Source organism: Halocalculus aciditolerans (genome assembly GCF_014647475.1).
Lineage (GTDB): Archaea > Halobacteriota > Halobacteria > Halobacteriales > Halobacteriaceae > Halocalculus > Halocalculus aciditolerans.
This window is the reverse complement of sequence record NZ_BMPG01000001.1, coordinates 564,197-588,190: the sequence shown is the minus strand read 5'-3', so window position 1 is coordinate 588,190 and position 23,994 is coordinate 564,197. Positions and strand designations below refer to the sequence as shown.

The window sequence follows — 23,994 nt, the reverse complement described above, 5'->3', positions numbered from 1 at the left end:
CCCATCACCCGCCGCCGCCAAAGACCTACGCCCACCAGCACGCGCCGCTGGCGGTGGCGCGCGCCGCGGCCCGCGGTTTTTTCCCGACTCCCAGCGAGGTTGACAGCATGAACCCGCGAGAGAACTCCCTGAAACACATCCTCGACGCCGGCGACCCCGCGTTCGGCGTGCTCGACAACACCTACACGCCCGCCGCCGTCGAACTCCTCGGCGAGTTCGGCTTCGACTTCGTCTGGATCGACTTAGAGCACGCCGGCCCCAGCCCGATGGACGGCGAGCGCCTCGACGGCCTCCTGCGCGCCGCCGAACTCACCGACACGGAACTCCTCGTCCGCGTGCCCGCCGGCGACCCCGCGATGGTCCGGAAAGTCCTCGACGCGGGCGCGCGCAACGTCTTCCTCTCGCGCGCCGACACCGCCGCCGACGTCCGCGAAGCCGTCGAAGCCGCCTACTTCGAGGTCGACGGCGAACCCGGAAACCGCGGGCTCGCCGGCCCCCGCGCCGCCCGCTACGGCCGCGCCGAGAACTATCCCGCGACCGAAGACGAAGAAGTCGTCGTCGGCGTCACCCTCGAAACCGCCGCCGCCGTCGAGAACATCGACGACATCCTCTCCGTCCCACAGCTCGGCTTCGTCTTCGCCGGCCCGAACGACCTCTCCGTCTCCCTCGGCCACCCCGGCGAACGCGACCACCCCGACGTCCGGGCGGCCGTCGAAACCATCCGCGACTCCGCGCTCGACCACGGCGTCCCCGTCGGCAACCTCACCGCCGGCATGGACGACGTCATCGAGAAAGTCGACGACGGCTACCAGGTCCTCAACGTCGGCTCCACGCTCGGCGCGCTCACCGGCCAGTTCGGCGACTGGCACGACCGCTACGAGAACCAGTAGGCGGCGAACGCGTTTCGAACTGGAGAGAAGTACCGCGTATCCTCACCCAGCAGTAAACCACCAGCGACAGAAAGCACGTCGGCTACGACCGCCGGAAACCGGGAGGAGAGATGTACACCTACCCGCCAGCGACGAGAGCTCGAACTTCTCCGGGAGCACCAGGCGCGGCGGCGCACCGACGCGGCGGTCGAGTTCCTCGGGCCTCCGTGAGCGTCGACGGCGAACTCACGGACAACACCTCCCGTCGTCACGCGCGGGACATGGTGCGTCCTCGTCGGTGATGTAGCAGCCGCAGAACTCGCAAATCGGCGGGTCGAACGAAGTGGTCTGACTCACGCAGACCACCCCCGACCACAGACGTTTCTGCGGGGAGTGAAGAACGTTGAATCCGGGAAAACCCGGATAAGAGAGTGGGGTGGGGCGGATTGTGAACCTCAGTCGCAACTCTCCGAGTTGCTCCCTAGTTCAAATCCGCCCGATCACTTTCGGCGAAAAACGGACTCCTCGCTTCGCTCGTCGTCGTTGTTTCGTCAGAAAGTGGGTTGGGGCGGATTTGAACCGCCGGCCTCCTCCATGTCAAGGAGGTGTCATAGCCTGACTAGACCACCAACCCTCGGGGCTTCCTCGCATCTCTTCGTAGCCGCGGGGTACACTTGACGGTTTCGAATCGGAAGACCGCGCGAAAGAGTTATACTGATGGACAGACTTGTACATCGTAAGCCAACAACGGACATTGGAGTTCACTATGCAGGATTACATCGAGCGCGTGACGGACGGCGAAGACCTCTCCGTCGAGGCCGCCCGTGACGCCGCGACGGCGGTCTTCGAAGGGGCGACGGACGCACAGATCGGCGCGCTGCTCGCGGGGTTGCGCGCGAAGGGCGAGACGGAGGCGGAGATCGCGGGATTCGCGCAGGGGATGCGGGACGCCGCGCGGACCATCGACCCGGACCGGCGTCCGCTCGTCGACACCTGCGGGACGGGCGGCGACGACTACGACACCATCAACGTCTCCACCACGTCGGCGATCGTGACCGCTGGCGCGGGCGTCCCGGTGGCGAAGCACGGGAACTACTCCGTCTCCTCGAACTCGGGGAGCGCGGACGTGCTGGAGGTCGCGGGCGTCGACGTCGAAGCAGAGCCGCCCGCCGTGGAGGAAGCCATCGAGGAGGACGGCATCGGCTTCATGCTCGCGACCGTCTTCCACCCGGCGATGAAGGCCGTCATCGGGCCGCGGCAGGAACTCGGCGTGCGGACGGTGTTCAACGTGCTCGGGCCGCTCACGAACCCCGCGGGCGCTGACGCGCAGGTCGTCGGCGTCTACAGCGAGGAGCTCGTCCCCGTCATCGCGCGGGCGATGGCGCACATGCCCGTCGAGCACGCGCTCGTCGTCCACGGCAGCGGCATGGACGAGATCTGCATCCACGACACGACGACCGTGGCGGAGGTCCGAGGAGAGGACATCGAGGAGTACGAGCTCGAACCCGCGGACATCGGCGTCGAACGAGCACCCGTCGAAGCCATCGCGGGCGGGACGCCGGAGGAGAACGCGAGCGACCTCCGCGGCATCGTCACGGGCGACGTGACGGGCGCGAAGCGCGACGTCATCCTCGCGAACGCGGGCGCGGCCATCTACGTCTCGGGCGAGGCCGACTCGCTCGAAGGCGGCGTCGAACGCGCGCGCGAAGCCATCGCGTCCGGTGACGCCGCGGCGAAACTCGACGACCTCACCGCCGAGTCGGTCGCGCAATGACGCGCGCGAAGGTCTGTGGGCTCACCCGCGAAGCGGACGTCGACGCGGCCGTCGACGCGGGCGCGGACGCGCTCGGCTTCCTCGTCGACGTCCCCGTCGACTCGCCGCGCGAGATTCCCGTGGAGCGCGCGGCCGAACTCGCCGCGCGCGTCCCGCCCTTCGTCACCACGGTCCTCGTGACGATGCAGGAGACGCCCGGTCGGGCGCTCGGCCTCGCGGCGGACGCCGGCGTCGACGCCATCCAGCTCCACGGCGGACTCGGCGTCGGCGACCTCGCCTACGTGAAGGCGAACTTCGACGGCGCGCTCCTCGCCGCCGTCGACGCCGCCAACCCCGAAGAGGCGGCGCGCGTCGCGGGCGTGGTCGACGCGGTGCTCCTCGACTCTCTCGACGCGGCGGGCGCGGGCGGCACGGGCGAGACGGCGGACTGGCCGGCGACCGCGGACGTGGCGCGCGACCTCGACGTCCCCGTGCTCCTCGCGGGCGGCCTCACGCCCGACAACGTCGCGGAAGCGGTCGGCGTCGTGGCACCCTACGGCGTCGACGTCGCCTCCGGCGTCGAAGCCCGCGGCGGCGAGAAAGACAACGACGCCGTCCGGCGATTCGTGCGGAACGCGGAGCATGGAGACGCGGAGGTCGTGACGCCGTGAGTGGGCTCGACTGCACGCGCGAGGCGTTCACGGAGCGCGCAGCGCCGGACGACGGCCCGGTCGTCGCGTACGCGACCGCGACGCTCGACGTGGAGACGACGCCGCTCGCCGCCTACGCGGCGCTCGCGGACGGCGACCGCGCGTTCCTCCTCGAATCCGCACCTAAGACCGCCGCGAGCGACCCGGACGGCGCGTTCAGCCCGCCGACGGACGGCCAGGAACGCCACGCGCGCTACTCCTTCGTCGGCTACGACCCCGACGCCGTCGTCACCGTCGACGCCGGCGACGCCGGGGTGGAACGCCGCCGCGACTCACGCGCCGCAGAACACGTGTCAGTCGCCACCGGTTCGACGGACGGTGGAGACCGTGACTGCCTCGGTTTGCTCCGAGACGCACTGCCGGACGTGGAGCGTCGGGGGTTCCCGGACAGCGACCGGCAGGCGTTCACGGGCGGGTTCGTGGGCTTCCTCGCGTACGACGCGGTCTACGACCTCCACCTCGCGGAAGTCGGCGTGGAGCGGCCGGCGGAGACGCCGACGCCGGACGCCGAGTTCGTGCTCAACACGCGGACGGTGACGTTCGACGCGGCGACGGCGGAAGTGGAGCTCGTCTGCACGCCCGTGCTCGCGCCCGGCGACGACCCGGGCGACGTCTACGACCGCCTCGACGCGGAAGCCGAGCGCGTCGCCGACGTGCTCGCCGACGCCGCCGACCCCGCGACCGGCGGGTTCACGAAACACGGCGAGCAGACGACGCCGCGCGACGCGTACGAGGAGTCCGTGGAGAAAGCGAAAGAGGCCGTGCTCGACGGCGAGTTCTACCAGGGCGTCGTCAGCCGAACGCGGGAGATCGAGGGCGACCTCGACCCGCTCGGCCTCTACGAGTCGCTGCGGGACGTCAACCCCTCGCCGTACATGTACGTCCTGCGCGGCCCGGAGCGCTCCGTCGTCGGCGCGAGCCCGGAGACTCTCGTCTCCGTCGCGGGGACGCGCGTTCTCAACAACCCCATCGCGGGGACGTGCGCGCGCGGCGGGAGCCCCGTCGAGGACCGGCGGCTCGCCGGCGAGATGCTCGCCGACGAGAAAGAACGCGCGGAACACACGATGCTCGTCGACCTCGCGCGGAACGACGTCCGCCGCGTCAGCGAGGCCGGGAGCGTCCGCGTCCCCGAGTTCATGCGCGTCCTCAAGTACAGCCACGTCCAGCACATCGAATCGACGGTGACGGGAACGCTCGCCGACGACTACGACGCGTTCGACGCCGTGCGCGCGTCGTTCCCCGCCGGGACGCTCTCCGGCGCGCCGAAGCTCCGCGCGATGGAGTACATCGACGCGCTCGAAGCCCGGCCACGCGGCATCTACGGCGGCGCAGTCGGCTACTTCTCGTGGACCGGCGACGCCGACCTCGCCATCGTCATCCGGACCGCGACAGTCGAGCACGGCCGCGACTACGACACTGTCCGCGTCCGCGCGGGCGCGGGCATCGTCGCGGATTCCGTCCCCGAGAGCGAGTTCGAGGAGACGGAGCAGAAGATGGGCGGCGTCGTCGACGCGCTCGACGCCATCACCGAGCGCGACGAATCGGCCGACGCGCCGGAGGTGGAGCGGTGAGCGTCCTCGTCGTCGACAACTTCGACTCCTTCACGTACAACCTCGTGGAGTACCTCTCCGCGCACGTCGAGGTCGACGTCCTCCGGAACACGGCGTCGCTCGCGGACGTCGACGCGGTCGACCCGGACGCCATCGTCATCTCGCCCGGCCCCGGCCATCCGAAGAACGAGCGAGACGTCGGCGTCACCGCCGACGTGCTCACGGAGCGAAGCACGAGGATTCCGACGCTCGGCGTCTGCCTCGGGATGGAGGCCGCCGTCTACGAGTACGGCGGGTCGGTGGGGCGCGCGCCCAGCCCCGTCCACGGGAAGTCGAGCCCCGTCGCCCACGACGGCGACGGCATCTACGCCGGCCTCCCCGACGGCTTCGAAGCCGCGCGCTACCACTCCCTCGTCTGCACCGACATCCCCGACTGCTTCGACGTCACCGCCACCACCGAGCAAGCCGGCGAAACCATCGCCATGGGCGTCCGCCACGAGACGTATCCGCTCGAAGCGGTCCAGTTCCACCCCGAGTCGGTGCTCACCGGCGTCGGCCACGACCTCGTCGAGAACTTCCTCACCGACGCCGGCGTCGTCTGAGCGCGGAGAAAGAGGGGGCGAACGAATCGAACGGGCCGGCCGAACGCCCGGTTCAGGATTTCTCAGAGGAAGTTGCTGACGACCCAGAGCGCGCCGACGACGACGACGGCGACGACGACGAGTTTCCACGCGACGCTGAGGACGAATCGGCCGACGAAGACGACGACGCCGATGACGACGACGGCGAGGAGGAGGCGGCCGAGCGTGCTGTTGAACGCGTCGAGCTGGAGCGGCATCGCGGCGAGCAACGCCGGGAGCGCGGGGAGTGCGGCGAACATACCCGATTTCTCGACCGCGAGCGGCAAAAACGTACGGGCCGCGCGCGGTATGGCCCGGTTCGACAGACAGGTCAGTCCCGATATGGCCCGGTTCGACAGACGAGTCAGTCACGGAACGACCCGCGGCCCCGGGAGCCCAAAGTTGATAGCGGTCTGGCGGTAAGAACGGGTAATGGTACGTCTGCGGTGGATCGGCCTCGGGCTGCTCGCCATCCCGCTCCTCGACGCGCTCTTCTTAGTGTTCGTCGCCGGAACCATCGGGTGGCAGCTCACCGTCGCCGCCGTCGTCATCACGGCGCTGCTCGGCATGGTGTTCGTGCGCTCCGAGAGCCGGCACACCATCCGGAAGCTCCAGGAGAAGCTCGCCGTCGGGGAGACACCGACCGACGAACTCGTCGACGGCGGCCTGCTCATCGCCGCCGGCGCGTTCCTCCTCACGCCCGGCCTCGTCACCGACGCCACCGGGTTCCTCCTCGTCTTCCCGCCGACCCGCGCCGTCGTCCGCACGGTGCTCAAGGAGTACGTCATCGTCCCGAAGCTCGACGCCGAAACCGGTGGCTTCGCCACCGGCAACGTCTACACCTTCGGCTTCCCCAACGACGCCGGCGGCAGCGCCAACACCGGTAACCCGGGATTCGGCGGCTTCGACGACTTTGACGGCTTCGACGCGAACACCGGCAGCTCCGACGGCTCCGGCGACTACGTCGACCTCGACGACGACTCCTACGACATCGAATTCGACGACGACGACCGCTCCTCCACCGGCAACTAACCCTTCTCTCGCACCTCGGCGCGCCCGCCGAAACCACACCCGCGACCCCGCGCCTCGCATCCGATTTCTCGTACCGAAAGGAAACTCTTAAACTCACAACCCGGCTACGAAGGAATGCAGACGCACGCCCGGGCCAGTAGCTCAATTAGGTAGAGCGCCACTCTGATAAGGTGGAGGTTTGCGGTTCAAATCCGCACTGGCCCATCTTCATTCCTCTCAACGTCTCCGCCCTCGGTGATATTTTTCGCGTGGTTCTCGTCGTCGTCAGACTCTTCGCAGTCGGTTCCACCGTTGTTTACGGGGCATGCGTGGATTTTTCAGGCGTTGAGCAGTACCTCAGTTTTGGGCCGTCTGTTCGTCGCTGTTGTTTTCTGTGCCCTCAATGACGACATCGCCGAGGTGTTCGCGTGCACGTCGCATCACCGCTCGCTCTTGTTCTGTAGATTCCCGGCTTTTTCGATGCGACGACCGATATCCCGCTTCATACGGTTCATCATGTCGTCAGGGATTTAGATGACTACTTGCGCCACTAATATTATGTATTACAGCACTTCCCTATTCTTTTGTGATGTTCTGTTGGAGTAATGATTGTGCAAATTGGCAAGAGCATATGTGTACTCGGGTAGTATTTCAGTACATGAGTGCAACGCACGACGACAACACAATGAAGTCGACTTCGCTCGAATCCCCGAAAGCGACCTATATGAATTCATGAATCCTATCCGGCAGGAACAGGCTGACGGAACCGTGCCGCTCAACATATCCAGAAGTGAAGCGATACGGCGGACACTTCACGTGGTCGCAGACGGCTCGGAGCTACTAGTCGAGGAGGAAGACGAGGAGTAACTATGGTTCCTGAAGACGAGATCTCAGACGGTTTTCTTGAAACACTGGACAATCTTATTGAATACGAGGAGGTAGTCAAAGAGAATTTTGAGTTATTAGAAGAGGTCCTACATGAGCACGGGAACCGAATCGAAGTCAGAGTTAGAGAAGACTCAATTGTCCAGGCACTCGGGCAGACACTGGTTCCAGATGTGAAGCCAGACGTAGCCAAAGATATCGGTCTCAATATTTTTGAGTTCATAATATATGGAGACCTGGATAGCGTTAATTATCTACAACGAGAGGCTGAAAGCCCGGAGTATGTTAAGGGCCTCGTACATTTACTCTCACTCTACGGCACGCAGATGTCCTCTATTCGATTAGCTCGTCTTCAGGGCGATAAGTTTTGGAGTCGAATCAATACGGACCTCACTATTCGAGACCAAGGAGATCGGTATGGGATGACCCACCGGTTGGAAATTGCTCTGGATGAGACAGTAGAATTTGAGGCAAGCCCCCCATCAAACCTCAATCTCATTGGATACTTTATCAATCAGCAGATAAGGGCAATGAATTCATTCGGGACAACTGCCGGAGTATCAAAGTCTGAGATTGAGCAGTTCAAAGAGTTGGCTAATGAGCTAATAGATACGCATAACGAGCATTCAGATGGCTGAGAACACCCTAAGTCGAGAAGAAGCAACGGGATCTACGGTTAATTTAGACAACGTTAAACAGGTAACCACAAAGCGTGATGGGGAAGAGACACAGGGCTCTGCAAATCTCTTCGCCTTTGACCACGAGGAAAGTGGCGATACGCTTCTACACGTTGATTACGACAATCCATTAGAAGATGAAGAGGATGCAGGTCATGTAAACAAACCAGAGCACCCAGACGGACAAAAGATCTCTTTTGACCAGTTACTGATTAGCAGCGCAGAAAGGAACTCTGATGCAATGGTTCAGTCCATGGAATTGGAATCCCACATCTCCGACATATCCCGGAAGGCAGTTCTCGAGCCGTTATTTCGAGCTACGGCAATAGTCGGAGCCGCCATTACGAGCCTCCTCACGTTAGCTATGGTCGTCGCCGGCGGCTACCCTTTAGCAGCCGTATTCGCGATTGGAGTAATCTTCTGTATCTACGCGTACTATTATGACCTTCCATAGAAATGAGGGACTTCCTATTATTCGAAGGAGTGACTGAGACTTTGTTCGCGGCGTCATTTATTGCGCTAGCCGGAGGGGTTGCTAGAGGGTCATTCTGGAAGTTTTCCTTTGCAGCCGGTGAAGTCACTGGTACTTTTCCACCGTGGGCCGCTGCAATTGGGATACTGCTCTCGCTTGCTTTGATCTTCTTTCTCTCGTCAATTCTATGGGTGTCGACCAAGCGAAAAAACGCGATATAGACGACCAACGATTCGCTTCTCTACAACCACACTACCATCCCGCGTTCGCGTTTCTGCGCGTCGGGTGAGTGCGTGCCGCGGTAGTGTTGTAAAAACGTCTCCAGACCGTTCCATCCTCTGCAGATAACGAGGCCGTTGAGGAGGTCGGTTGCTTCGCGTTCTCTCAACCAGGCCTTCATGTCGTCGTGGCTCTCGTGCTGTGTCCATCTTTTCCGCATAAACAAAGTGCCGAGGTATCCTAGCCGTTTCGGCAGGGTTCGGGGGCATTTCGGGGGGAGATGTCCGACTCTACGCCAAAAGCCAGGCAGAGAAACGGATCGTTCGGTAGGAAATTATGGCAAACCAGTGCGGATTTAATGTTGTGTCACTCAGGACCGATATGGCTCCCAGAATCTTGTTACAAACTGCATCAGTACTAACACTTCTGATATTGGGAGAGATAGCCGCAATAGCGGTATTCAAAAAGGACACCGGTGGATACAAAATTCGGCCTGCTGATGTGGCGAGAGACGGAAACCTTGAGCAGTATCAACCGGTCATCCTCGTAGCCACACTTGGTGTTGGGATTACAATATTTCTGGGTTTAATCTATACCGGTTTATTGCAGTCTGCAGTCCTAGCTTGGCTCAGTTCGTTCTCAGTTCTCACACTATTTACATATAATGTTGGTCTGGTGTCTCTAGCAGTTATTCTGGGAACGTACTATAGCCGAGGGAAGAGTAACGACCGCCGGTTAGCCTATCTGATTCTGATTCTTATAGGATCATCCGCGTTATTCGCACAGTTACAATATGGCGTGTTCGGTGGATTCCTCTAGTCAGAAAGCCTGTGCACTCCGTTCACCCCGTGGCGTTCTTATCAATACTCGCTCCATCTTCGTAGTCCCATACCCCGACGGATGGGGGGCGAGGGTAGGAGACGTGTACGCAGCCCTCATACTATAGAGCTCCCGATAGACCGCGATTTATGCACTCTCCGCTCTAGGCGGAATACAAAAGCACTCAGACGTGCTTGTATGTGGCTAGTTTTGCGGTTGATCTGTAATATCTTAGACAGGAATCCTGTATCGTGCTCAATGTCGACGGCGAGTGAATCGGCGCAGATCTCGGGTACCCAAACACGCTCGATGTCGCGCCGATACACTCGGGGTCGAATTAGGCAGGCGAGTCGCGCACGAGAGATGTCGGTGACGTGTCTGTTGTTGTCGCCGGCGGGGAGCGCGAAGAAGCGGGAACCGAGGGGTTGAGGGATCCGCGCGTCGAAGGCGCGACTATGGCTTCGTACGAGTGGACGCGATTTCTCGTCGTGCTCGTCGGCGGCGTCCTCGGGTTCGGGCTGGCGAGTTCGGGGTTGTACGCGGCGGGCTACGGGTCGGTGCCGGTCGCGAATCTCTTCGCCATCACGGTGACCGCGGGACAGCTCGTCTGGGTGTTGGGGTACGGCGTGACGGCGTTCGTGCTCTGGTTCGTGTGGTTGCGCGACCTCGAACTCACGGGTGTGTAAGCGGAGTTAGGGTCGTGGTGCGGGCGAGTCGAGGAGGTCGTCGTAGCGCGCGCCGGTCTGTTTGAGGGTCGCCGTGGAGTAGAGGCGTTCGTGGGGAACGGGGAGGTAGTTCTCGGCGAGGTCGTCGATACAGGCGTCGACGGCGTCCTGTTCCCGGCCGTGAATCATCGTGAAGAGGTTGTACGGCCAGTCCTGGTCGGGTCTGCGAGGGCGGTTGTAGCAGAGGGTGACGTGGGGGAGCGCGCCGACGCGGGTGGCGCGCTCGTCGAGTTCGTCGCCGGGGACGTCCCAGACGACCATGCAGTTCGCGTCGAATCCGGTGACGACGTGGTTGACGACGCAGCCGACGCGCTTGATGCAGTTCCGGTCGAGGAGGCCGGCGATGGTGTCGACGACGTCCTCCGTGGACGCGTGGAGGGCGGTTCCGGGGCGGCTGGCACCGTCGGTCGTTGCGTCCCGGGAGACGGCGTCGGCGACGTCGGCGTACGGGGTCGCGGAGAGCGGGAGGCCGTCCTGGATGGCGAGGAGGACGCGCGCTTCGAGCGGCGTGAGGTCGGTCATCGCGTCCTCGCTCACGGGCGTGGGTTCGACGCGCGTGTTCCCGGTGGATTCGCGGACGAACTCGTCGCCGTTCACGACGGGGAACTCGAGGTTGATGTAGTAGTCCGTGACGAGCGGGAGGACGAGGACGTCGAGGCCGGTTCGTGCTTCGATGTCGGCGAGGATTCCGTCGCGTTTCTCGCGGGAGGACGCGGTGACGACGAACCACATGTTCCAGTCGTGGTTCCGGCGGTAGTTGTGGTTCACCTGCCGGTAGGAGTTGACGACGTCGGCGACCGCGTCGAAGCGGTCTTCGGGGACGCTGAGCGCGGCGAGCGTCGACGAGCCGATGACGGGCGGGTTCAGGACCGCGCCGAACCGCCGGAAGACGCCGCGCTCGCGCAGTCGCTCGACGCGGGCGAGCGCCTCGTCCGCCGTGATTCCGAGGTCGTGGGCGACGGCCTCGAACGGATTCACCTCGACGGGGAAGCCGCTCTGGTATTCGTCGACGAGGCGAGCGTCCACCGTATCCAAGTCCTCGCGCCAGTCCGCCATTACCGGGGGTAAGGACGCGCCGGAGTAGGTGTCTTTCGCCTTCCGCGCGATCGGGATGCCATCGTTTTTGCTGGACGAGCCCTAACGTTCAGGTATGAGCGATTCGTTCGGCGACTGGCCGCTGCAGCGGTTGATGACCGAGGTCGTCGGGTCCGGGCCGAAGTCCGCGGACGACATGACGGCCGCGCAGGCGACGGAGGCGTTCGAGCGCATCCTCGCCGACGAACCCGACCCGACGACGCTGGGCGCGTTCTGGCTCGCGAACCGCTGGAAGAAGAACAATCCCGAGGAGCTGGGCGCGTTCCTCGACGTGATGCGCCGCGACTCCGTGAAGACCGGCGTCCCCGAGTGCGACCCCGTGGACTGCGGCGCGAACTACGACGGGAAATCCCGGAGCGCGCTCCTCGGCGTCGCGTCCGGCGTCGTCGCCGCCGCCGCCGGCACGCCCGTGGTCGTCCACTCGGGCGACCACGTCCCCTCGGGGATGGGCGTCGCCTACAAGCACGTCCTCGACGAACTCGGCGTCACCACCGACCTCGGCCCGAGCGAGTCGGCGGACATGGTCGACTCGACCGGGTTCGGGTTCTACTACCAGCCGCGGTTCAACCCCGGCGTCCACGGCCTCTTCGGCCGCCGCGAGCGGATGGGCGTCCGCACCTTCGTCAACACCGTCGAGACGCTCGCGAATCCCGCGAACGCCGACGTCCACCTCGGGAGCTTCTACCACCTCGCGTTCGCCACCAAGGTCACCGACACCTTCCGCGCGTCCGAGGAGACCGACGTCGACCGCGTCCTCATGTTCCAGGGGATGGAGGGCTACGACGACGTCCGCCCCGGCTCCACCGTCGTCGCCGAGTGGAACGACGGCGACGACGACCTCGACGACTTCACCATCGAGACCGAGGAGTACGGCATGGACTTCGACAGCGAGGCCCTGGAGGTCGCCGACGTCGCCGCCGACTCCGCGGACATCACCCGGGACGTCCTCGCCGGCGACCGCACCGACGCGTTCGCCGACGCGGTCGCCCTCAACGCCGCGCTCCGCATCTACGCCCGCCAGGACGCCGACAGCATCGACGACGGCCTCGACATGGCCCGCGACGCCATCGCCTCCGGCGACGCCGAACAGGTCCTCGCCGACCTCGTCACCTTCTGACTCGGCCGCTATCGAGGCGCGGAAGCATCGGACCGCACCGCGTTCGAGGTCCGCTCGGACACGCCGCCGAGTACGGGAACCGAACCAGTTTTCCGCGCTCGCCGCCTCCCTCGGCGCATGAGCGACAGCGACCTGACCGCGACTCTCCACACGTCCGAGGGCGACATCGAAATCGAACTCTACCACGAGCGCGCGCCGAACACCGTCGAGAACTTCGTCGGCCTCGCCACCGGCGAGAAGACGTGGATCGACCCCGAGACCGAGGAGGAAGTCGACGGCGAACCCTACTACGAGGACGTCCCCGTCCACCGCATCATCAGCGGCTTCATGATTCAGACCGGCGACCGCACCGGCACCGGCCGCGGCGGCCCCGGCTACACGTTCGACGACGAGTTCCACGAGGACCTCAACCACGACGACGCCGGCATCGTCTCCATGGCGAACTCCGGCCCGAACACGAACGGCAGCCAGTTCTTCATCACCCTCGACGCCCAGCCCCACCTCGACGGCCGCCACGCCGTCTTCGGCAGAGTCATCGACGGCATGGACGTCGTCGAGGACATCGGCAACGTCCCCACCGACCGGAACGACGCCCCCGTCAAGGACGTCACGCTCGAATCCGTCGAAATCCACGACGACCGCTAACCACAACGACGACGCACCGCGCGCCCGCGCCCAGTTTCTCCGCGTTCCGCGCTCGTTTCGTGTCCTCCGTCCGCGCCGCCACCGACACGTGAAAGAGGCCGGGCCACCGAGTACGCGTATGAGCGACGCGGACGAACCGGTCGACCCGACCGAGATCGGCGAGTCGAACGCCCCGCCCGTCGAGGACGCCCCCTACAAGCTCCTCTTCGAGGCGAACAAATGCTTCGGCGCGGGGAAGTGCGCCGCCGTCTCCGACAACTGGGAGATGGACATCAAGAGCGGGATGGGCCGCCCGAAGACGTACTTCTTCGACGAGGACGCCCTCGACGACAACGTCGCCGCCGCCGACGCCTGCCCCGCGAAGAAGGGCCCCGGCGTCATCCACGTCATCGACCGCCGCACGAACGAGGAAATCGCCCCCGACCCCCACGGCGACGGCACCATCAGCGTCGACTGGTAGTCCGTCAGATTCAGGTAGGCCGGGCGGTTTGCTCCACTCGGAGAGTTACTCTCCAGCGAGGATGACTGAGTCTGGCCAAAGGTGGCGGACTTAAGATCCGCTCCCGCAGGGGTTCGTGGGTTCAAATCCCTCTCCTCGCATGTTTTCGAGCACGGTCAGAGCGTGGCTCTTCCCTGCTCGCGTTCGTACTACTCACGCGAGCGGAGCGAGAATAACTGCGAGCGAGGAGTTTGAATCAGGGAGCAAATCTCCGATTTGCGACCAAAGTTCAAATCACGCTCCTCGCATGTCGAACCCGTCGCGGAGCGACTGTGTTCACTTTCAGGAGAGGATTTGAACTCGGGAGGGCGCGCGCAGCGAACGCGATTCGGAGCGAGCGCAGCGAGTGAGAATCGCGGGAAGACGAGCGCCGTCGGCGCGAGTCAGCGAGCACGTCCGACCAAAGTTCAAATCCCTCTCCCCGCAGACCGGGCTGGTCGTCGAGCGACAGCGCTCGCGTCGTCGGGCGTCGAGGGGAGACGGCTACTGTCGGTGTTGGGTGGTCGCGGCTTCGAGGGCTCTGAGGATCTCGCGGTGGGCGAAGTCGCCGCTGTTGTCGAGGGAGACGAAGACGCCGGCGTCGGCGTCGGCGTCGACTCGGTGGATGAAGACGAGTTTGTCGTCGAAGACGTGGGTGGTCGTGTGGAGGTCGCCGCCGAATTCTTCTTCGAGGATGGGGGCGGCCATCGTCTGGAAGAGGGCTTCTCGGAGAGTGTCCTGCTGGCGGGTTTCGGGGAAGTCGGGTTCGACGTCTTCGCGGAGGAAGACGACGGTGCGTTCGGTGGCGGCGAAGGAGGCGACGCTCCGGAGCGCGTCGACGTCGTCGAGCGTCTCGTAGACGCTTTGGGCGACGGAGTCCATACTCCGACCACACCGGGAGGATGGATAAACGGGGTGGCCGGGTCCCGTCGGTCGAACGCCCGCGTCGCTCCGGCGAGGTCCGGTTCGGGGCTGTGGAGTGACGAAAGCCCCTTTCCGTTCGAACGCGTATTCACGCGGTATGAGTGAAGTGACGGCGGAGTTCGAGTCGCACGGGAAGTTCGCGGAGCGGGGCGAGGGGTTCGAGCCGACGACGAACGACTGGGACGCCGTCGTCACCGTGGACGGGGGGACGGTAACGGTGGCGGTGACGGTGCCGACGCTCGATGCGGTGGTCGAGGAGGACGTGGTGGCGGGCGTCGTTGAGGACGGGTGGTTCGAGACGTTCGAACTCCGCGTGGAGGACGTGGAGGGCGTCACGTACGCGGAGACGGGGGAGCCGACGGTGGAGCGTGACGCGGCGGAGGTGACGGTGACGACGACGCTCGACGCGCGCCCGGGGAACGCCCCGGACGACGCGCTCGCCGTCGTGAACTACGTCGAGGGCACGTGGTTCGAGGGAATCATCCCTGGATACGACTACGTCGAGCCGGTGCAGGCGATGCGCGAGCGCGCGAGTCAGAACGCGAGCGAGACGGGGACGCAGGGCACGCCGCTCTGATTAGTTCTGTCGCTCGAAGGGGAGGGGGGTCGAGGCCGTGTAGAACGGGCCGCCGAGTCGGCCGACGGTCGGGACGTTCTGGGAGTCGATTTTCCCGTCGACGAGGGCGTCGTCGGCGACGTGGAAGCGCGTGACGTCGCCGAGAACCATCAGTCGGTCGTGGACTTCGACGGCGTCGTGGAGCGTACACTCCATGGAGACGAGGGCGTCGGCGACGCGCGGCGGCGTCACCGTCTTCGAGGGCGCGCGCTCGACGTCGAACGCGTCGAACTCGCTCTCCTCGGGTCCGAGGCGTTCGGCCGTCGCGTCCATCGTCTCCAAGAGGGGTTCGGTGACGACGCTGACGGTGAACTCCTCGGTGTCGAGGGCGTTGCGCGCGGAGTCCTTGAGGCCGCCGTGATCGGCGTTCGGCGAGTTGAAGACGACGACGGGCTCCGCGGAGGAGACGTAGTTGTAGGAGCTGTAGGGCGCGAGGTTGTCGACGCCGTCCGGGCTCGTGGTTCCGACCCACGCGATGGGCCGCGGGGAGACGGCGGTCTTGACGATGCGTGCGCGTTCGCGCTCGGTCAGGTCGGCGGTTTCGAATTCCGGCACGCGTTCACGTAGAGCACGCCCCCTAAGAACCGTTCCGGGTGGACGTGTCGGGCTAGAAGATGTTCGCCTGGCGGTAGACGGAGATGCCGTTGTTCGTGATCTCGTAGGGTTTGGTCTCGCGGGAGTGGTTGGCGTCGCGGATTTTCTGTATCTCGATGGCGAGACGGGTTTCCCGGAAGTCCTCGGGGCGGACGTAGCGGAGGACGATGACGGCGTCAGTGAGATATTCGATGATGCCGTAGCGCGAGGAGAAGGCGTTGTCGTCGCTCGCCTCCGAGGTGAGCATCGTGGTGACGCCGGCCTTCTTCAGCGCTTTCGTGAAGTCGTAGATTTCGGTGCGGCGGACGGCCTGGTCGTCGTACATCATCTCGAGGAGGCTGACGGAGTCGAGGACGAGGCGGGACGCGCCGAAATCCTCGATGAGCGCCGGGAGTTCGTTCCGGATGTTCTTCAGGGAGTTCGCCATCTCGACGGGGTCTAAGTCGACGACGGCGAGGTCGCCGCGCTCGATGTACTCCTCGAACGGCCAGCCCTTCTCGGACGCGGACTGCACGATGCGCTCGCGGGTCTCCTCTAAGGTGATGTAGACGCCGCGTTCGTCGTTCTCGATGGCCTGATTGAGGAACTGAAGGCCGAACGTCGTCTTCCCCGTTCCCGCCGAGCCGATAGCGACGATGAGGCTGCGGTCGGGGACGCCGCCCTGCACCATCGCGTCCAGCCCCTCGATGCCGAGGTCGATGCGGGGGATGTTGGTCTCGAACGCCTCGTCGAACTCCTCCTCGGCCGCGCCGCCGGGCGACCCGTCACCACCGAGGTCGAAGCCGAACCCGCCACCGCCGCCGTCGCCGCCGCTCCCGCCCTCGTCGAGGTCGAACCCGAACTCACCGCCACCGCCCCCACCACCGCCTCCACCGCCGAAGGCGTCGGCGAACTCGTCGTCGGACGCCGGCTCGGACTCACCCATTCCGAACTCGCCGGCACTCTCAGAGCCTGCCGGCTCCTCGGCCGTGTCAGTCGCGAAGGCGTCGGCGAACTCGTCGTCGGACGCCGGTTCGGACTCGGCGTCTGGTTCGGACTCGGACGCCGATTCGGATTCGGCGTCTGGTCCGGGTTCCGGTTCGGGTTCGGCTTCCGGCTCTGGTTCGGTGTCGAAGTCGAACTCGGAGTCGGCCGCCGGCGCGGACTCGCCCTCGGCTGATCCGTCGGCGTCGACGTCGCCGGCGTCGGCTGTCTCCGCCGGCTCCGCGGGTTCGTCGCCCGCTTCGCGCGCTTCGTCCTCGGACTCCTCGGATTCGCCGTCCTCTTCGCGGAGCGCGCGCTCGAACCAGTCTTCCTCGTCGTCGTCAGCCATTGTCCCACCCCCTGTCCGCGTTGATGCCCCGGGTGTTCACACTCCCTTCGAGTGTGGGACTCCGCAAAGTAGTTTCGCCCGCCGCGCGCGTCCGACCGGTTTTTACTCCGGGCCGCCGTCGGGGCGGGTATGTTGGTGGGAATCGTGGCGCAGCGCGGGAACGCGCGCGCCGCCTATCTCGCGGCGGACGTCCGTGAGTTGCTCCGGGACGAGGGTGTCTCCGCCCGCGTCGACGAGGCGACCGCGGCGGATATCGACGTCGAGGGGTGGGCGGTCGACTCGTTCGACGCCTGCGACCTCGTCGTGAGTATCGGCGGGGACGGGACGTTCTTGTTCGCGGCGCGCGGCGCGGACGGGACGCCCGTGCTCGGCGTGAACCTCGGCGAGGTCGGGTTTTTAGCGCCGGTGTCGCCGGACGACGCGGTGGACGCGGTGGCGCGCGAGGTCGAGCGGTTCCGGGAGACCGGGAGCGTTCGGGCGCGCGACGTGCCGCGCATCACGGCGTCGGCGGGCGACGCGGAGTGGTCGCTGACGCCCGCGCTGAACGAGGTCGTCGTGCTCGGCTCGCAGCGCGGCCACGGGCAGGGGGTGAACGTCGAGGTGCGCGTGGACGAGTCGCTGTACGCGTCGGGGCGCGCCGACGGCGTTCTCCTCGCGACGCCCGCGGGGAGCACGGCGTACAACCTGAGCGAGGGCGGCCCGCTCGTCACGCCCGCGATGGACGGCTTCGTGCTGAATCAGCTCTGCGCGGACGACGCGATGCCGCCGCTCGTCGTCGGCTCGGAGAGCGAGGTATCGGTTCGGGTGGCGGACGCGGAGTCAGTCGTCGTGACGAGCGACGGCGCGGACCGCGTCGAGGTCGACCCGCCGAGCGTGGTGACGCTGGAGCGCGCCGACGTCCCCGCGCGGGTCGCCGGCCCCGACACGGACTTCTTCAAGGCGTTGAACAAACTCGAGTAGGCGACACCGGTGGTTCTCGCGGGCGTCCGCTCGCACACCCGAGTGGTAAGTAGTAACCACTAACCGGCGACCGGGCGAAGAGCGACCGATGAGTAAGCAGCTGCCGGACGTCCAGGCGTCCGCGCCCGACGTGTCCGTCGGACTGAGCCAGGTCGGCGTCACCGGCGTGGAGAAACTCGTGAAGCTCGCGCGCGAGGAGAAGCGTCCCATCGTGTTGATGGCGGAGTTCGAGGTGTACGTCGACCTCCCGAGAGAGCGGAAGGGCATCGACATGAGTCGGAACATGGAGGTCATCGACGAGACGCTGGAAGCGGCGACGCGCGAGCCGGCGTACCGCGTGGAGGACGTCTGCGGCGAGGCCGCCGACCGCCTGCTGGAGAAACACGACTACACGACGACGGCGACGGTGGAGATGGAGGCCGAGTACATGATTCGGGAGGACACGCCGGCGTCCGACCGCGAGACGCAGGGGACGGTGGACGTCATCGCGTCGGCGACGGCGCGCGAGGGCGAGCCGACGACCGAGGAGGTCGGCGCGCGCGTCACGGGGATGACGGTCTGTCCGTGCAGTCAGGAGATGATGAGCGCGACCGCGCGCGACGCCCTCGAAGACCTCGGCGTCGCCGAAGAGGACGTGAAGGCGTTCCTGCGCGAGGTCCCGCAGGCCGGACACAGCCAGCGCGGGCACGCGACGCTCACCCTCCAGACGGAGGGAACGCCGGACGTCGACCTGCTCGACCTCGTCGACATCGCGCGTGATTCGATGAGCGCGCGCATCTACAACCTCGCGAAGCGCCCGGACGAAGACCACATGACCTATCAGGCGCACGCGAACGCGAAGTTCGTCGAGGACTGCGTGCGCTCGATGGCCGAACAGGTCGTCGACGCCTACGACGGCCTCGACGACGGCGCGGTCGTGACGATGCGGCAGTCGAACGACGAGTCCATCCACCAGCACAACGCGCACGCAGAGCGCGTCGCGACCCTCGGCGACCTGCGCGCCGAAGTGAACGAGTAACGCGGTTCGGAGAGCGCCGAAGGCGCGAGCGAGAACCGCGATAAGGCGAGCGGGAGCGACCTGTGGGAGCGACACGCGAGCCAACGCGGTTCGGAAGGAGCGACGACGCGGTTCGGAACGACGACGCGGTTCGGAACGACGACCGCAGGGAGGAGTGAGCACGGTCGGAACAAGTTCCTCCCTGCTCGCACTCACTGGCGTTCGCGCGAAAACCGCGGAAAAGCGAGCGGGAGCGAAGCGACACGCGAGCAGACCGCAGGGAGGAGTGAGCACGGTCGGAACGAGTCCCTCCCTGCTCGCACGCACTGGCGTTCGCGCGAAAACCGCGGAAAAGCGAGCGCGAGCGAGAACGGGGTTCTCGCTCGCAACCGGAACGCGGAGCGTTCCGGTGACGGGGAGGAACGACCCGCGAGCAGAGCGAAGGCGGAGGCTGGGTCCGTCGAACGACGGGAACGGGCGGAGAGTCCGCGGTCGCTATGGTTCGGGGTTCGCGTCGCCGAACTCGGTGTGTGCGTCGTCGGGTTCCGCGTTCGCGCGCTCTGGTTCTGCGGCGGTGAGCGGCGTGGCGTCCTGCCACGTCTCCCGGAGTTCGTCGGTGACTTCGGCGGCGAACTCGGGGTCGGTGACGGCGACGAGCGCGAACGTTTCTTCGTGGTCGACGGGGTTCGGCATGCTGAGGCAGACTTCGGCGTCGTCGATGACGGTGAGGTCGCCGTCGACGGCGTCGGTGGCGCGGGCGTCGTAGCCGTCGCGGGCGAGGAGTTCGGTGACGTACTGTTCGTTGATGTCGGTGGGGAGTTCGGCGTAGAGGTCGGTGTTGGCGAGGAGGTCGACGGTGACGCCGCGGTCGACGGCGTCGACGAGCGCGGTGAGGAGGCGGTTGGAGACGTCGGAGAGGTCGATGCCGTTCACGGGGGTGGCGGCGGCCATGAGGACGTGGTCGTCGGCGGTGGCGATGCGTTCGAGGAGGAGGGAGACGGCGTCGTCGGGGCCGACGGCGGCCTCCCAGAAGCCCGCGTCGGGGGTGTCGACGCCGGAGAGCTCGCCGGTGAGGTCGTCGACGATGTCCTCGTACTGTTCGGCTTGCTCGGCGAGTTCGCGTTTCCGGGCGGCGAGGAGGTCGTCGAGGGCGCTCTCGGGGTCGACGGCGGCGTAGGATTTCGGGCGGCCGGCGGACTGCGCGCGGACGAGGTGTTGGGATTCGAGGCTGGAGAGCACGTCGTAGATTCGCCCCATCGGCACGTCACTAGCGGCGGACAACTCTTTGGCGGTTGTCGGGCCGGTTTCGAGGAGGGACCGGTACGCGTTCGCCTCGTACTCGGAGAGTCCGAGGTCGCGGAGTGTGGCCATACGCGTTCTGAGGACCCGGTGTCGGATTAAACCATCGGGGAGTTCACAGGGGGCGGGAGCGGGTCAGGCGCTGTCGGCGACGAGGCGCGCGAGGGACTCGGGGTCGTCGGCGCGGCCCCGTTCGCCCGCGTCGGTCTCGACGGCGGCGGTGCCCGTGGGGCCGTCGGCGTCGGGGACGACGATTTTCTCGTGGTCGGCCATGCGGAGGGCGGCGCGGTGGAGGTCGCTGCCGGGGGCGTCGGCGACGCGAATCGTGAGCGGTCGGGCGACGACGCGGGACGCGGCGGTGCCGTAGACGGCGACCTGGACGCCCATGCGGTCGGCCGCGCCGGCGAACGCGCCGATGGCGTCCTCGGCGCGCTCGCGGTAGGATTCGTCGCCGGTGAGGACGGCGAGGTCGACGAGCGCGTCCGCGAGCACGGCGTTGTCGTCCACCGGGTGGAGTTCCCGGTCGAGCAGGCCTTCCGCGCTCGTCGGGCCGTCCTTGAACGCGCCGCTCTCCGTGGAGAGGGAGTCGATGGCGGCGTCGGCGAGCGCGGCCGCCGTCTCCGCGTAGGCCGGGTCGAGAATCTGGGCGGCGTGCGCGAACGCCCGCGTCGCCCCGGCGTAATCCCCGAGGAGCCCGGTCGGCGAGTCCACGCGACCCACCGAGCGCGGCGCGTCGGTGACGAAGTGCGTGAGCGCCTCGCCGTCCCAGAGCGACTCCAGGAAGTCGAGCGTGCGCTCCGCGTACCGCGCCGCGACGTCGTCGTCCGTGTACGCCGCGTAGGCGAGGAGCGCGTCGGCGGCGACCGCGTTCCGGTCCGCGAAGCCGTGGTCGTCCACGCCCTCGCCGACTTCGCTCCCGGCGAAGAAGTCGCCCGTCCAGAGCGTCCCCGTCAGGTAGTCGATTGCGGCTTCCGCCGTCTCCCGGTACGCCTCCTCGCCGGTCGCGAGGTAGGCGTGCGCGAACGCCCGCGTCACGCCCGCCTGCGTGTCGAGCAGGCGCTCGCGCTGTGGGTCGGACCAGTCCGGTTCGTGCGCGAACCGGTAGAAGCCGCCGTCGTCGGCGCGGAGGTGGCGTTCGATGGCGTCCAGCGTCCGCGTCGCCCGCGCCCGGTCGCGCTTCAGCGCGAACTCCACCGTCCCCGGCATCGGGAATTTTTCGTTCTTCCCCCACCCGCCGTTCACCTCGTCGAACTTATCCTCTAGCTGGCCCGCGAGGAGTCGCTCGACGTCCGGCGTCACCGCGCCCTGCGGCGGCGTGTTCGACGCGAGCGCGCGCGGCACCCGCCCGGCGTCGTCGCCTTTCTCGTCGTAGACCTCGCGCACGCGTTCTAGCACGCTCCGCAGCCCCTCCGCGTCCATGTACGTCACCGCGGAAATCTGCTCGCCGGAGGGCGTGAGGAAGACGGTCGACGGGAAGCCGCCGGTCGTGTGGCGCTCGCGCACCATCGGCTGTTCGTCCGCGTTCACGCGCACCGGGATGAACGACTCGTGGATGTTCCCGGCGAGCGTCGGCACGCCGAACGCCTCCTCGTCCATCCGCGCACACCACTCCGACCACGGCGTCACGACCGAGAGCAGGATGGGTTTCTCCGCCGCCGCCGCGTCCGCGAACGCCTCCGGCCCCCACGGCCGCCACTCCACCAGCGAACGCTCCAGTAGGTCCGTCATTACCCGTAGTCGGTCGCCGGGGCGTGAAAGCACTTCGAACCCGGCCCGAATTACGGCGGGTTCGCCAGCGCGTCGAAGGCGCGAGGGCGTACGCGCTCGGTCACGGCGTCGTGACGACGAAGAGGAGGAAGTTGTGCGCGCCCGGACCGAGGCCGACGGCGGCGACGAGCCCGTAGAGCAGGAAGCCCTCGCGGGGTTCCTCCCGGGCGTACTCGGCGAGGAGGACGACGATGCCGGCGGCGAGCAGGGTCTTCACGAGGAGGAAGAGCCAGCCGCCGTAGCCGGGGACGACGGCGGCACCCGCCTGGATGACGATGTCGGAGAGCGGCGTCTGCTCGTGGAACCCGAGAATGTCGATGCCGACGGCGGTGGTGGCGGCGTCGAGCGTGTGGCCGAAGACGACGAGCGCGCCGGCCGCGCCCGCGACCCGCGTCGCGTCGGGCGCGAGCTGGTCGAGGGCGACCCAGACGACGGCGGTGACGGCGCAGGCGGCGACGCCGCCGGCGAGCGGCCACGCGAGCGTGAGGCCGCCGTGGGTCGCGCCGTACCGGAGCGCGAGCGAGATTGGGACGGAGAGAACGAGGAACCCGACGCCGGCGAAGACGCGGCGCGGATAGGGCGTGCGGAGCGTCGCGAGCCAGACGACGCCGGCGGCGACGAACGTCGTGAGGTAGACGGTCGGCGCGGTGACGGCGGGTGCGAGCACGCCGCCGACGAGGCCGAGCTGGGAGGCGACGTAGAGCGTGGAGCCGACGGCCATCCACGGCCCCCAGGCGAGAATCGTCGTCGCGTCCACGACCGGGTCGGCTCGCGAGAGCGCGTACCCGACTGCGAGCGCCGCCGCGCCGAGCACGGCGAGGTAGGCGACGGGGAACGTGAAACCCGAGGGCAACACCATACCCCGAGTCCGGGCGTGCGCCAGTTAAACGGTTGCTATTCGGGCTCCGCCCACGGGTCGGTCGTCGCGTCCCCGTAGCGCTCGCGCATCAGCGTGACGACGGCCTGCGGCGGGAACTGACCGCGCTCGGTGACGACGGCGTCCACGAACCGCGCGGGCGTCACGTCGAACGCCGGGTTCGCGACCTCGATGTCGCCGACGCGCTCGCGCTCGCCCGCCTCGATGACCTCCGATTCGCCTCGCATCTCGATCTCGACCGAGTGCCCGGCGAGCGTGTCCGGGTGGAGTTTCAGCGTCTGCGCCGCGCACAGCACGGGGACGCCGCGCTCCCGCGCGCTCACCGCCAGGCCGGCCGTTCCGACTTTGTTTATCACGGAGCCGTCGGCGGTGACGGCGTCCGCGCCGACGAGCACGTGGTCCACGTCGTCGAGGTACCGGTGCGCCGCGCTGTCCACGATGAGCGTCACGTCGACGCCGAGCTCGGCGAGCTGGTGGGCGGTGACGTGGCCCTGCTGGCGCGGCCGTGTCTCCTTCACGTACGCCGAAATCGATTTGCCGTCTTCGACGGCGTGTTCGACGCAGGCGAGCGCGTCCGTCGAGTGGCAGTGCGTCATGACGGTGTCGCCGTCGCGCAGGCGGTTCGCGCCGACGCGCCCGAGGTCGTCGCGCGCCGCGTCCAGCCCCGCGACGAACGCGTCGACGGTCTCGACGACGGACGCGCGGAGCTCCGACGCCGTCTCCCCCTGCACGTCGGTGAGGACGACGCGGAGGGCGTTCGGGAGGCTGACCGCCGTCGGCCGCGTGTCGTGGAGGACGCGCGCGGCCTCCCGGAGGTCCGCCCTGAGCGCCTCGGGGGTGTCGGCGTCCGACTCCTCGGCGGCCGTCGCCAGCGCTTCGGCGGCGGCTCGCGCGATCGTCGCCGCGCCGCGCACCTCCATCGTCGCGATTCGCTCCGCGGTTCGCTCCACCGCCTCGCTGACCATACATAGGGGTTCGCGGCCGGCCGGCAAAACCGCTTGGG

General features: G+C 66.7%; 25 protein-coding genes and 3 tRNA genes. 18 read left to right on the top strand and 10 right to left on the bottom strand.

The genetic code is table 11. The annotated features are described in order from the left end of the window. The first annotated feature begins 107 nt into the window (after window positions 1-107). Window positions 108-890, top strand: a complete 783-nt coding sequence (locus IEY26_RS02920; protein ID WP_188975663.1) for an HpcH/HpaI aldolase family protein — start codon at window positions 108-110, stop codon at window positions 888-890. A gap of 538 nt (window positions 891-1,428) precedes the next feature. Here the strand turns inward: IEY26_RS02920 and IEY26_RS02915 are convergent. Then, a tRNA-Val gene (locus tag IEY26_RS02915) sits at window positions 1,429-1,503 on the bottom strand. 132 nt (window positions 1,504-1,635) lie between these two features. Between IEY26_RS02915 and trpD the strand changes: the two genes are divergently transcribed. The 4 genes from trpD to trpG are packed head-to-tail and all read left to right on the top strand — an operon-like array spanning window position 1,636 to window position 5,484. Then, complete coding sequence (trpD, locus tag IEY26_RS02910) at window positions 1,636-2,643, top strand: anthranilate phosphoribosyltransferase (RefSeq protein ID WP_188975661.1); 1,008 nt, start codon at window positions 1,636-1,638, stop codon at window positions 2,641-2,643. After that, window positions 2,640-3,293, top strand: a complete 654-nt coding sequence (locus IEY26_RS02905) for a phosphoribosylanthranilate isomerase (protein WP_188975659.1) — start codon at window positions 2,640-2,642, stop codon at window positions 3,291-3,293. The genes trpD and IEY26_RS02905 overlap by 4 nt, the downstream gene beginning before the upstream one ends. After that, entirely contained in the window at window positions 3,290-4,903 is a 1,614-nt protein-coding gene (gene trpE / locus IEY26_RS02900; RefSeq protein WP_188975657.1) for an anthranilate synthase component I, read from the top strand. The genes IEY26_RS02905 and trpE overlap by 4 nt, the downstream gene beginning before the upstream one ends. Then, window positions 4,900-5,484 carry an anthranilate synthase component II gene (gene trpG, locus IEY26_RS02895; RefSeq protein ID WP_188975655.1) on the top strand — a complete coding sequence of 195 codons (585 nt, stop codon included), beginning with the start codon at window positions 4,900-4,902 and terminating at the stop codon, window positions 5,482-5,484. Before trpE ends, trpG begins: the two co-directional genes overlap by 4 nt. 62 nt (window positions 5,485-5,546) lie before the next feature. On the opposite strand, the gene IEY26_RS02890 is transcribed toward trpG, so the two are convergent. Then, complete coding sequence (locus tag IEY26_RS02890; protein WP_188977142.1) at window positions 5,547-5,762, bottom strand: hypothetical protein; 216 nt, start codon at window positions 5,760-5,762, stop codon at window positions 5,547-5,549. A gap of 172 nt (window positions 5,763-5,934) precedes the next feature. On the opposite strand from IEY26_RS02890, the gene IEY26_RS02885 reads away from it, so the two are divergent. The 6 genes from IEY26_RS02885 (at window position 5,935) to IEY26_RS02860 (ending at window position 10,271) form a co-directional block, all read left to right on the top strand. Continuing rightward, complete coding sequence (locus IEY26_RS02885; protein ID WP_188975653.1) at window positions 5,935-6,534, top strand: FxsA family protein; 600 nt, start codon at window positions 5,935-5,937, stop codon at window positions 6,532-6,534. A 130-nt stretch (window positions 6,535-6,664) separates the two neighbouring features. Next, window positions 6,665-6,738, top strand: a tRNA-Ile gene (locus IEY26_RS02880). Window positions 6,739-7,382: 644 nt separating this feature from the next. Beyond that, window positions 7,383-8,036: a hypothetical protein gene (locus tag IEY26_RS02875; RefSeq protein ID WP_188975651.1), complete on the top strand. Its 654-nt coding sequence runs from the start codon at window positions 7,383-7,385 to the stop codon at window positions 8,034-8,036. Then, a complete protein-coding gene (locus IEY26_RS02870) occupies window positions 8,029-8,529 on the top strand; it encodes a hypothetical protein (RefSeq protein ID WP_188975649.1) in 501 nt (166 codons plus the stop codon). Before IEY26_RS02875 ends, IEY26_RS02870 begins: the two co-directional genes overlap by 8 nt. A gap of 618 nt (window positions 8,530-9,147) precedes the next feature. Continuing rightward, window positions 9,148-9,585 (top strand): hypothetical protein, encoded by a 438-nt coding sequence (locus IEY26_RS02865; protein WP_188975648.1) that lies wholly within the window; start codon window positions 9,148-9,150, stop codon window positions 9,583-9,585. 455 nt (window positions 9,586-10,040) lie between these two features. Further along, entirely contained in the window at window positions 10,041-10,271 is a 231-nt protein-coding gene (locus IEY26_RS02860; RefSeq protein WP_188975646.1) for a hypothetical protein, read from the top strand. A gap of 6 nt (window positions 10,272-10,277) precedes the next feature. On the opposite strand, the gene ahbB is transcribed toward IEY26_RS02860, so the two are convergent. Further along, a complete protein-coding gene (ahbB, locus tag IEY26_RS02855; RefSeq protein ID WP_188975644.1) occupies window positions 10,278-11,366 on the bottom strand; it encodes a siroheme decarboxylase subunit beta in 1,089 nt (362 codons plus the stop codon). A 94-nt stretch (window positions 11,367-11,460) separates the two neighbouring features. Between ahbB and IEY26_RS02850 the strand changes: the two genes are divergently transcribed. The 4 genes from IEY26_RS02850 (at window position 11,461) to IEY26_RS02835 (ending at window position 13,767) form a co-directional block, all read left to right on the top strand. After that, window positions 11,461-12,522 (top strand): anthranilate phosphoribosyltransferase, encoded by a 1,062-nt coding sequence (locus IEY26_RS02850; protein WP_188975642.1) that lies wholly within the window; start codon window positions 11,461-11,463, stop codon window positions 12,520-12,522. 117 nt (window positions 12,523-12,639) lie between these two features. Further along, complete coding sequence (locus IEY26_RS02845; protein ID WP_188975640.1) at window positions 12,640-13,167, top strand: peptidylprolyl isomerase; 528 nt, start codon at window positions 12,640-12,642, stop codon at window positions 13,165-13,167. 118 nt (window positions 13,168-13,285) lie between these two features. Further along, entirely contained in the window at window positions 13,286-13,627 is a 342-nt protein-coding gene (locus tag IEY26_RS02840; RefSeq protein ID WP_188975638.1) for a ferredoxin, read from the top strand. A gap of 55 nt (window positions 13,628-13,682) precedes the next feature. Then, window positions 13,683-13,767, top strand: a tRNA-Leu gene (locus tag IEY26_RS02835). 382 nt (window positions 13,768-14,149) lie between these two features. Here IEY26_RS02835 and IEY26_RS02830 read toward each other — a convergent pair. Then, window positions 14,150-14,527, bottom strand: a complete 378-nt coding sequence (locus IEY26_RS02830; RefSeq protein ID WP_188975636.1) for a hypothetical protein — start codon at window positions 14,525-14,527, stop codon at window positions 14,150-14,152. Between the two features lie 139 nt (window positions 14,528-14,666). Here IEY26_RS02830 and IEY26_RS02825 point away from each other — a divergent pair, with 139 nt between their 5' ends. Further along, entirely contained in the window at window positions 14,667-15,146 is a 480-nt protein-coding gene (locus IEY26_RS02825) for a DUF5813 family protein (protein ID WP_188975634.1), read from the top strand. On the opposite strand, the gene IEY26_RS02820 is transcribed toward IEY26_RS02825, so the two are convergent. Beyond that, window positions 15,147-15,740 carry a flavin reductase family protein gene (locus tag IEY26_RS02820; RefSeq protein ID WP_188975632.1) on the bottom strand — a complete coding sequence of 198 codons (594 nt, stop codon included), beginning with the start codon at window positions 15,738-15,740 and terminating at the stop codon, window positions 15,147-15,149. It lies immediately after the preceding gene. Between the two features lie 52 nt (window positions 15,741-15,792). Next, window positions 15,793-17,091, bottom strand: coding sequence for a KaiC domain-containing protein (locus IEY26_RS02815; RefSeq protein ID WP_188975629.1), 1,299 nt, complete (start codon window positions 17,089-17,091; stop codon window positions 15,793-15,795). Window positions 17,092-17,220: 129 nt separating this feature from the next. On the opposite strand from IEY26_RS02815, the gene IEY26_RS02810 reads away from it, so the two are divergent. Both IEY26_RS02810 and mptA read left to right on the top strand, forming a co-directional pair. Next, complete coding sequence (locus tag IEY26_RS02810; protein WP_188975627.1) at window positions 17,221-18,051, top strand: NAD(+)/NADH kinase; 831 nt, start codon at window positions 17,221-17,223, stop codon at window positions 18,049-18,051. An 88-nt stretch (window positions 18,052-18,139) separates the two neighbouring features. After that, complete coding sequence (mptA, locus tag IEY26_RS02805; RefSeq protein ID WP_188975625.1) at window positions 18,140-19,069, top strand: GTP cyclohydrolase MptA; 930 nt, start codon at window positions 18,140-18,142, stop codon at window positions 19,067-19,069. Window positions 19,070-19,543: 474 nt separating this feature from the next. Here mptA and IEY26_RS02800 read toward each other — a convergent pair whose 3' ends face one another. The 4 genes from IEY26_RS02800 to IEY26_RS02785 all read right to left on the bottom strand — a co-directional run bounded on the left by IEY26_RS02800 (window position 19,544) and on the right by IEY26_RS02785 (window position 23,956). Continuing rightward, window positions 19,544-20,419 carry a TrmB family transcriptional regulator gene (locus tag IEY26_RS02800; RefSeq protein ID WP_188975623.1) on the bottom strand — a complete coding sequence of 292 codons (876 nt, stop codon included), beginning with the start codon at window positions 20,417-20,419 and terminating at the stop codon, window positions 19,544-19,546. Window positions 20,420-20,482: 63 nt separating this feature from the next. Beyond that, entirely contained in the window at window positions 20,483-22,075 is a 1,593-nt protein-coding gene (locus IEY26_RS02795) for a DUF255 domain-containing protein (RefSeq protein ID WP_188975621.1), read from the bottom strand. Window positions 22,076-22,175: 100 nt separating this feature from the next. Further along, window positions 22,176-22,973 carry a DUF63 family protein gene (locus IEY26_RS02790; protein WP_188975619.1) on the bottom strand — a complete coding sequence of 266 codons (798 nt, stop codon included), beginning with the start codon at window positions 22,971-22,973 and terminating at the stop codon, window positions 22,176-22,178. A gap of 35 nt (window positions 22,974-23,008) precedes the next feature. Further along, window positions 23,009-23,956, bottom strand: coding sequence for a ribose 1,5-bisphosphate isomerase (locus IEY26_RS02785; protein WP_188975617.1), 948 nt, complete (start codon window positions 23,954-23,956; stop codon window positions 23,009-23,011). Window positions 23,957-23,994 lie beyond the last annotated feature (38 nt).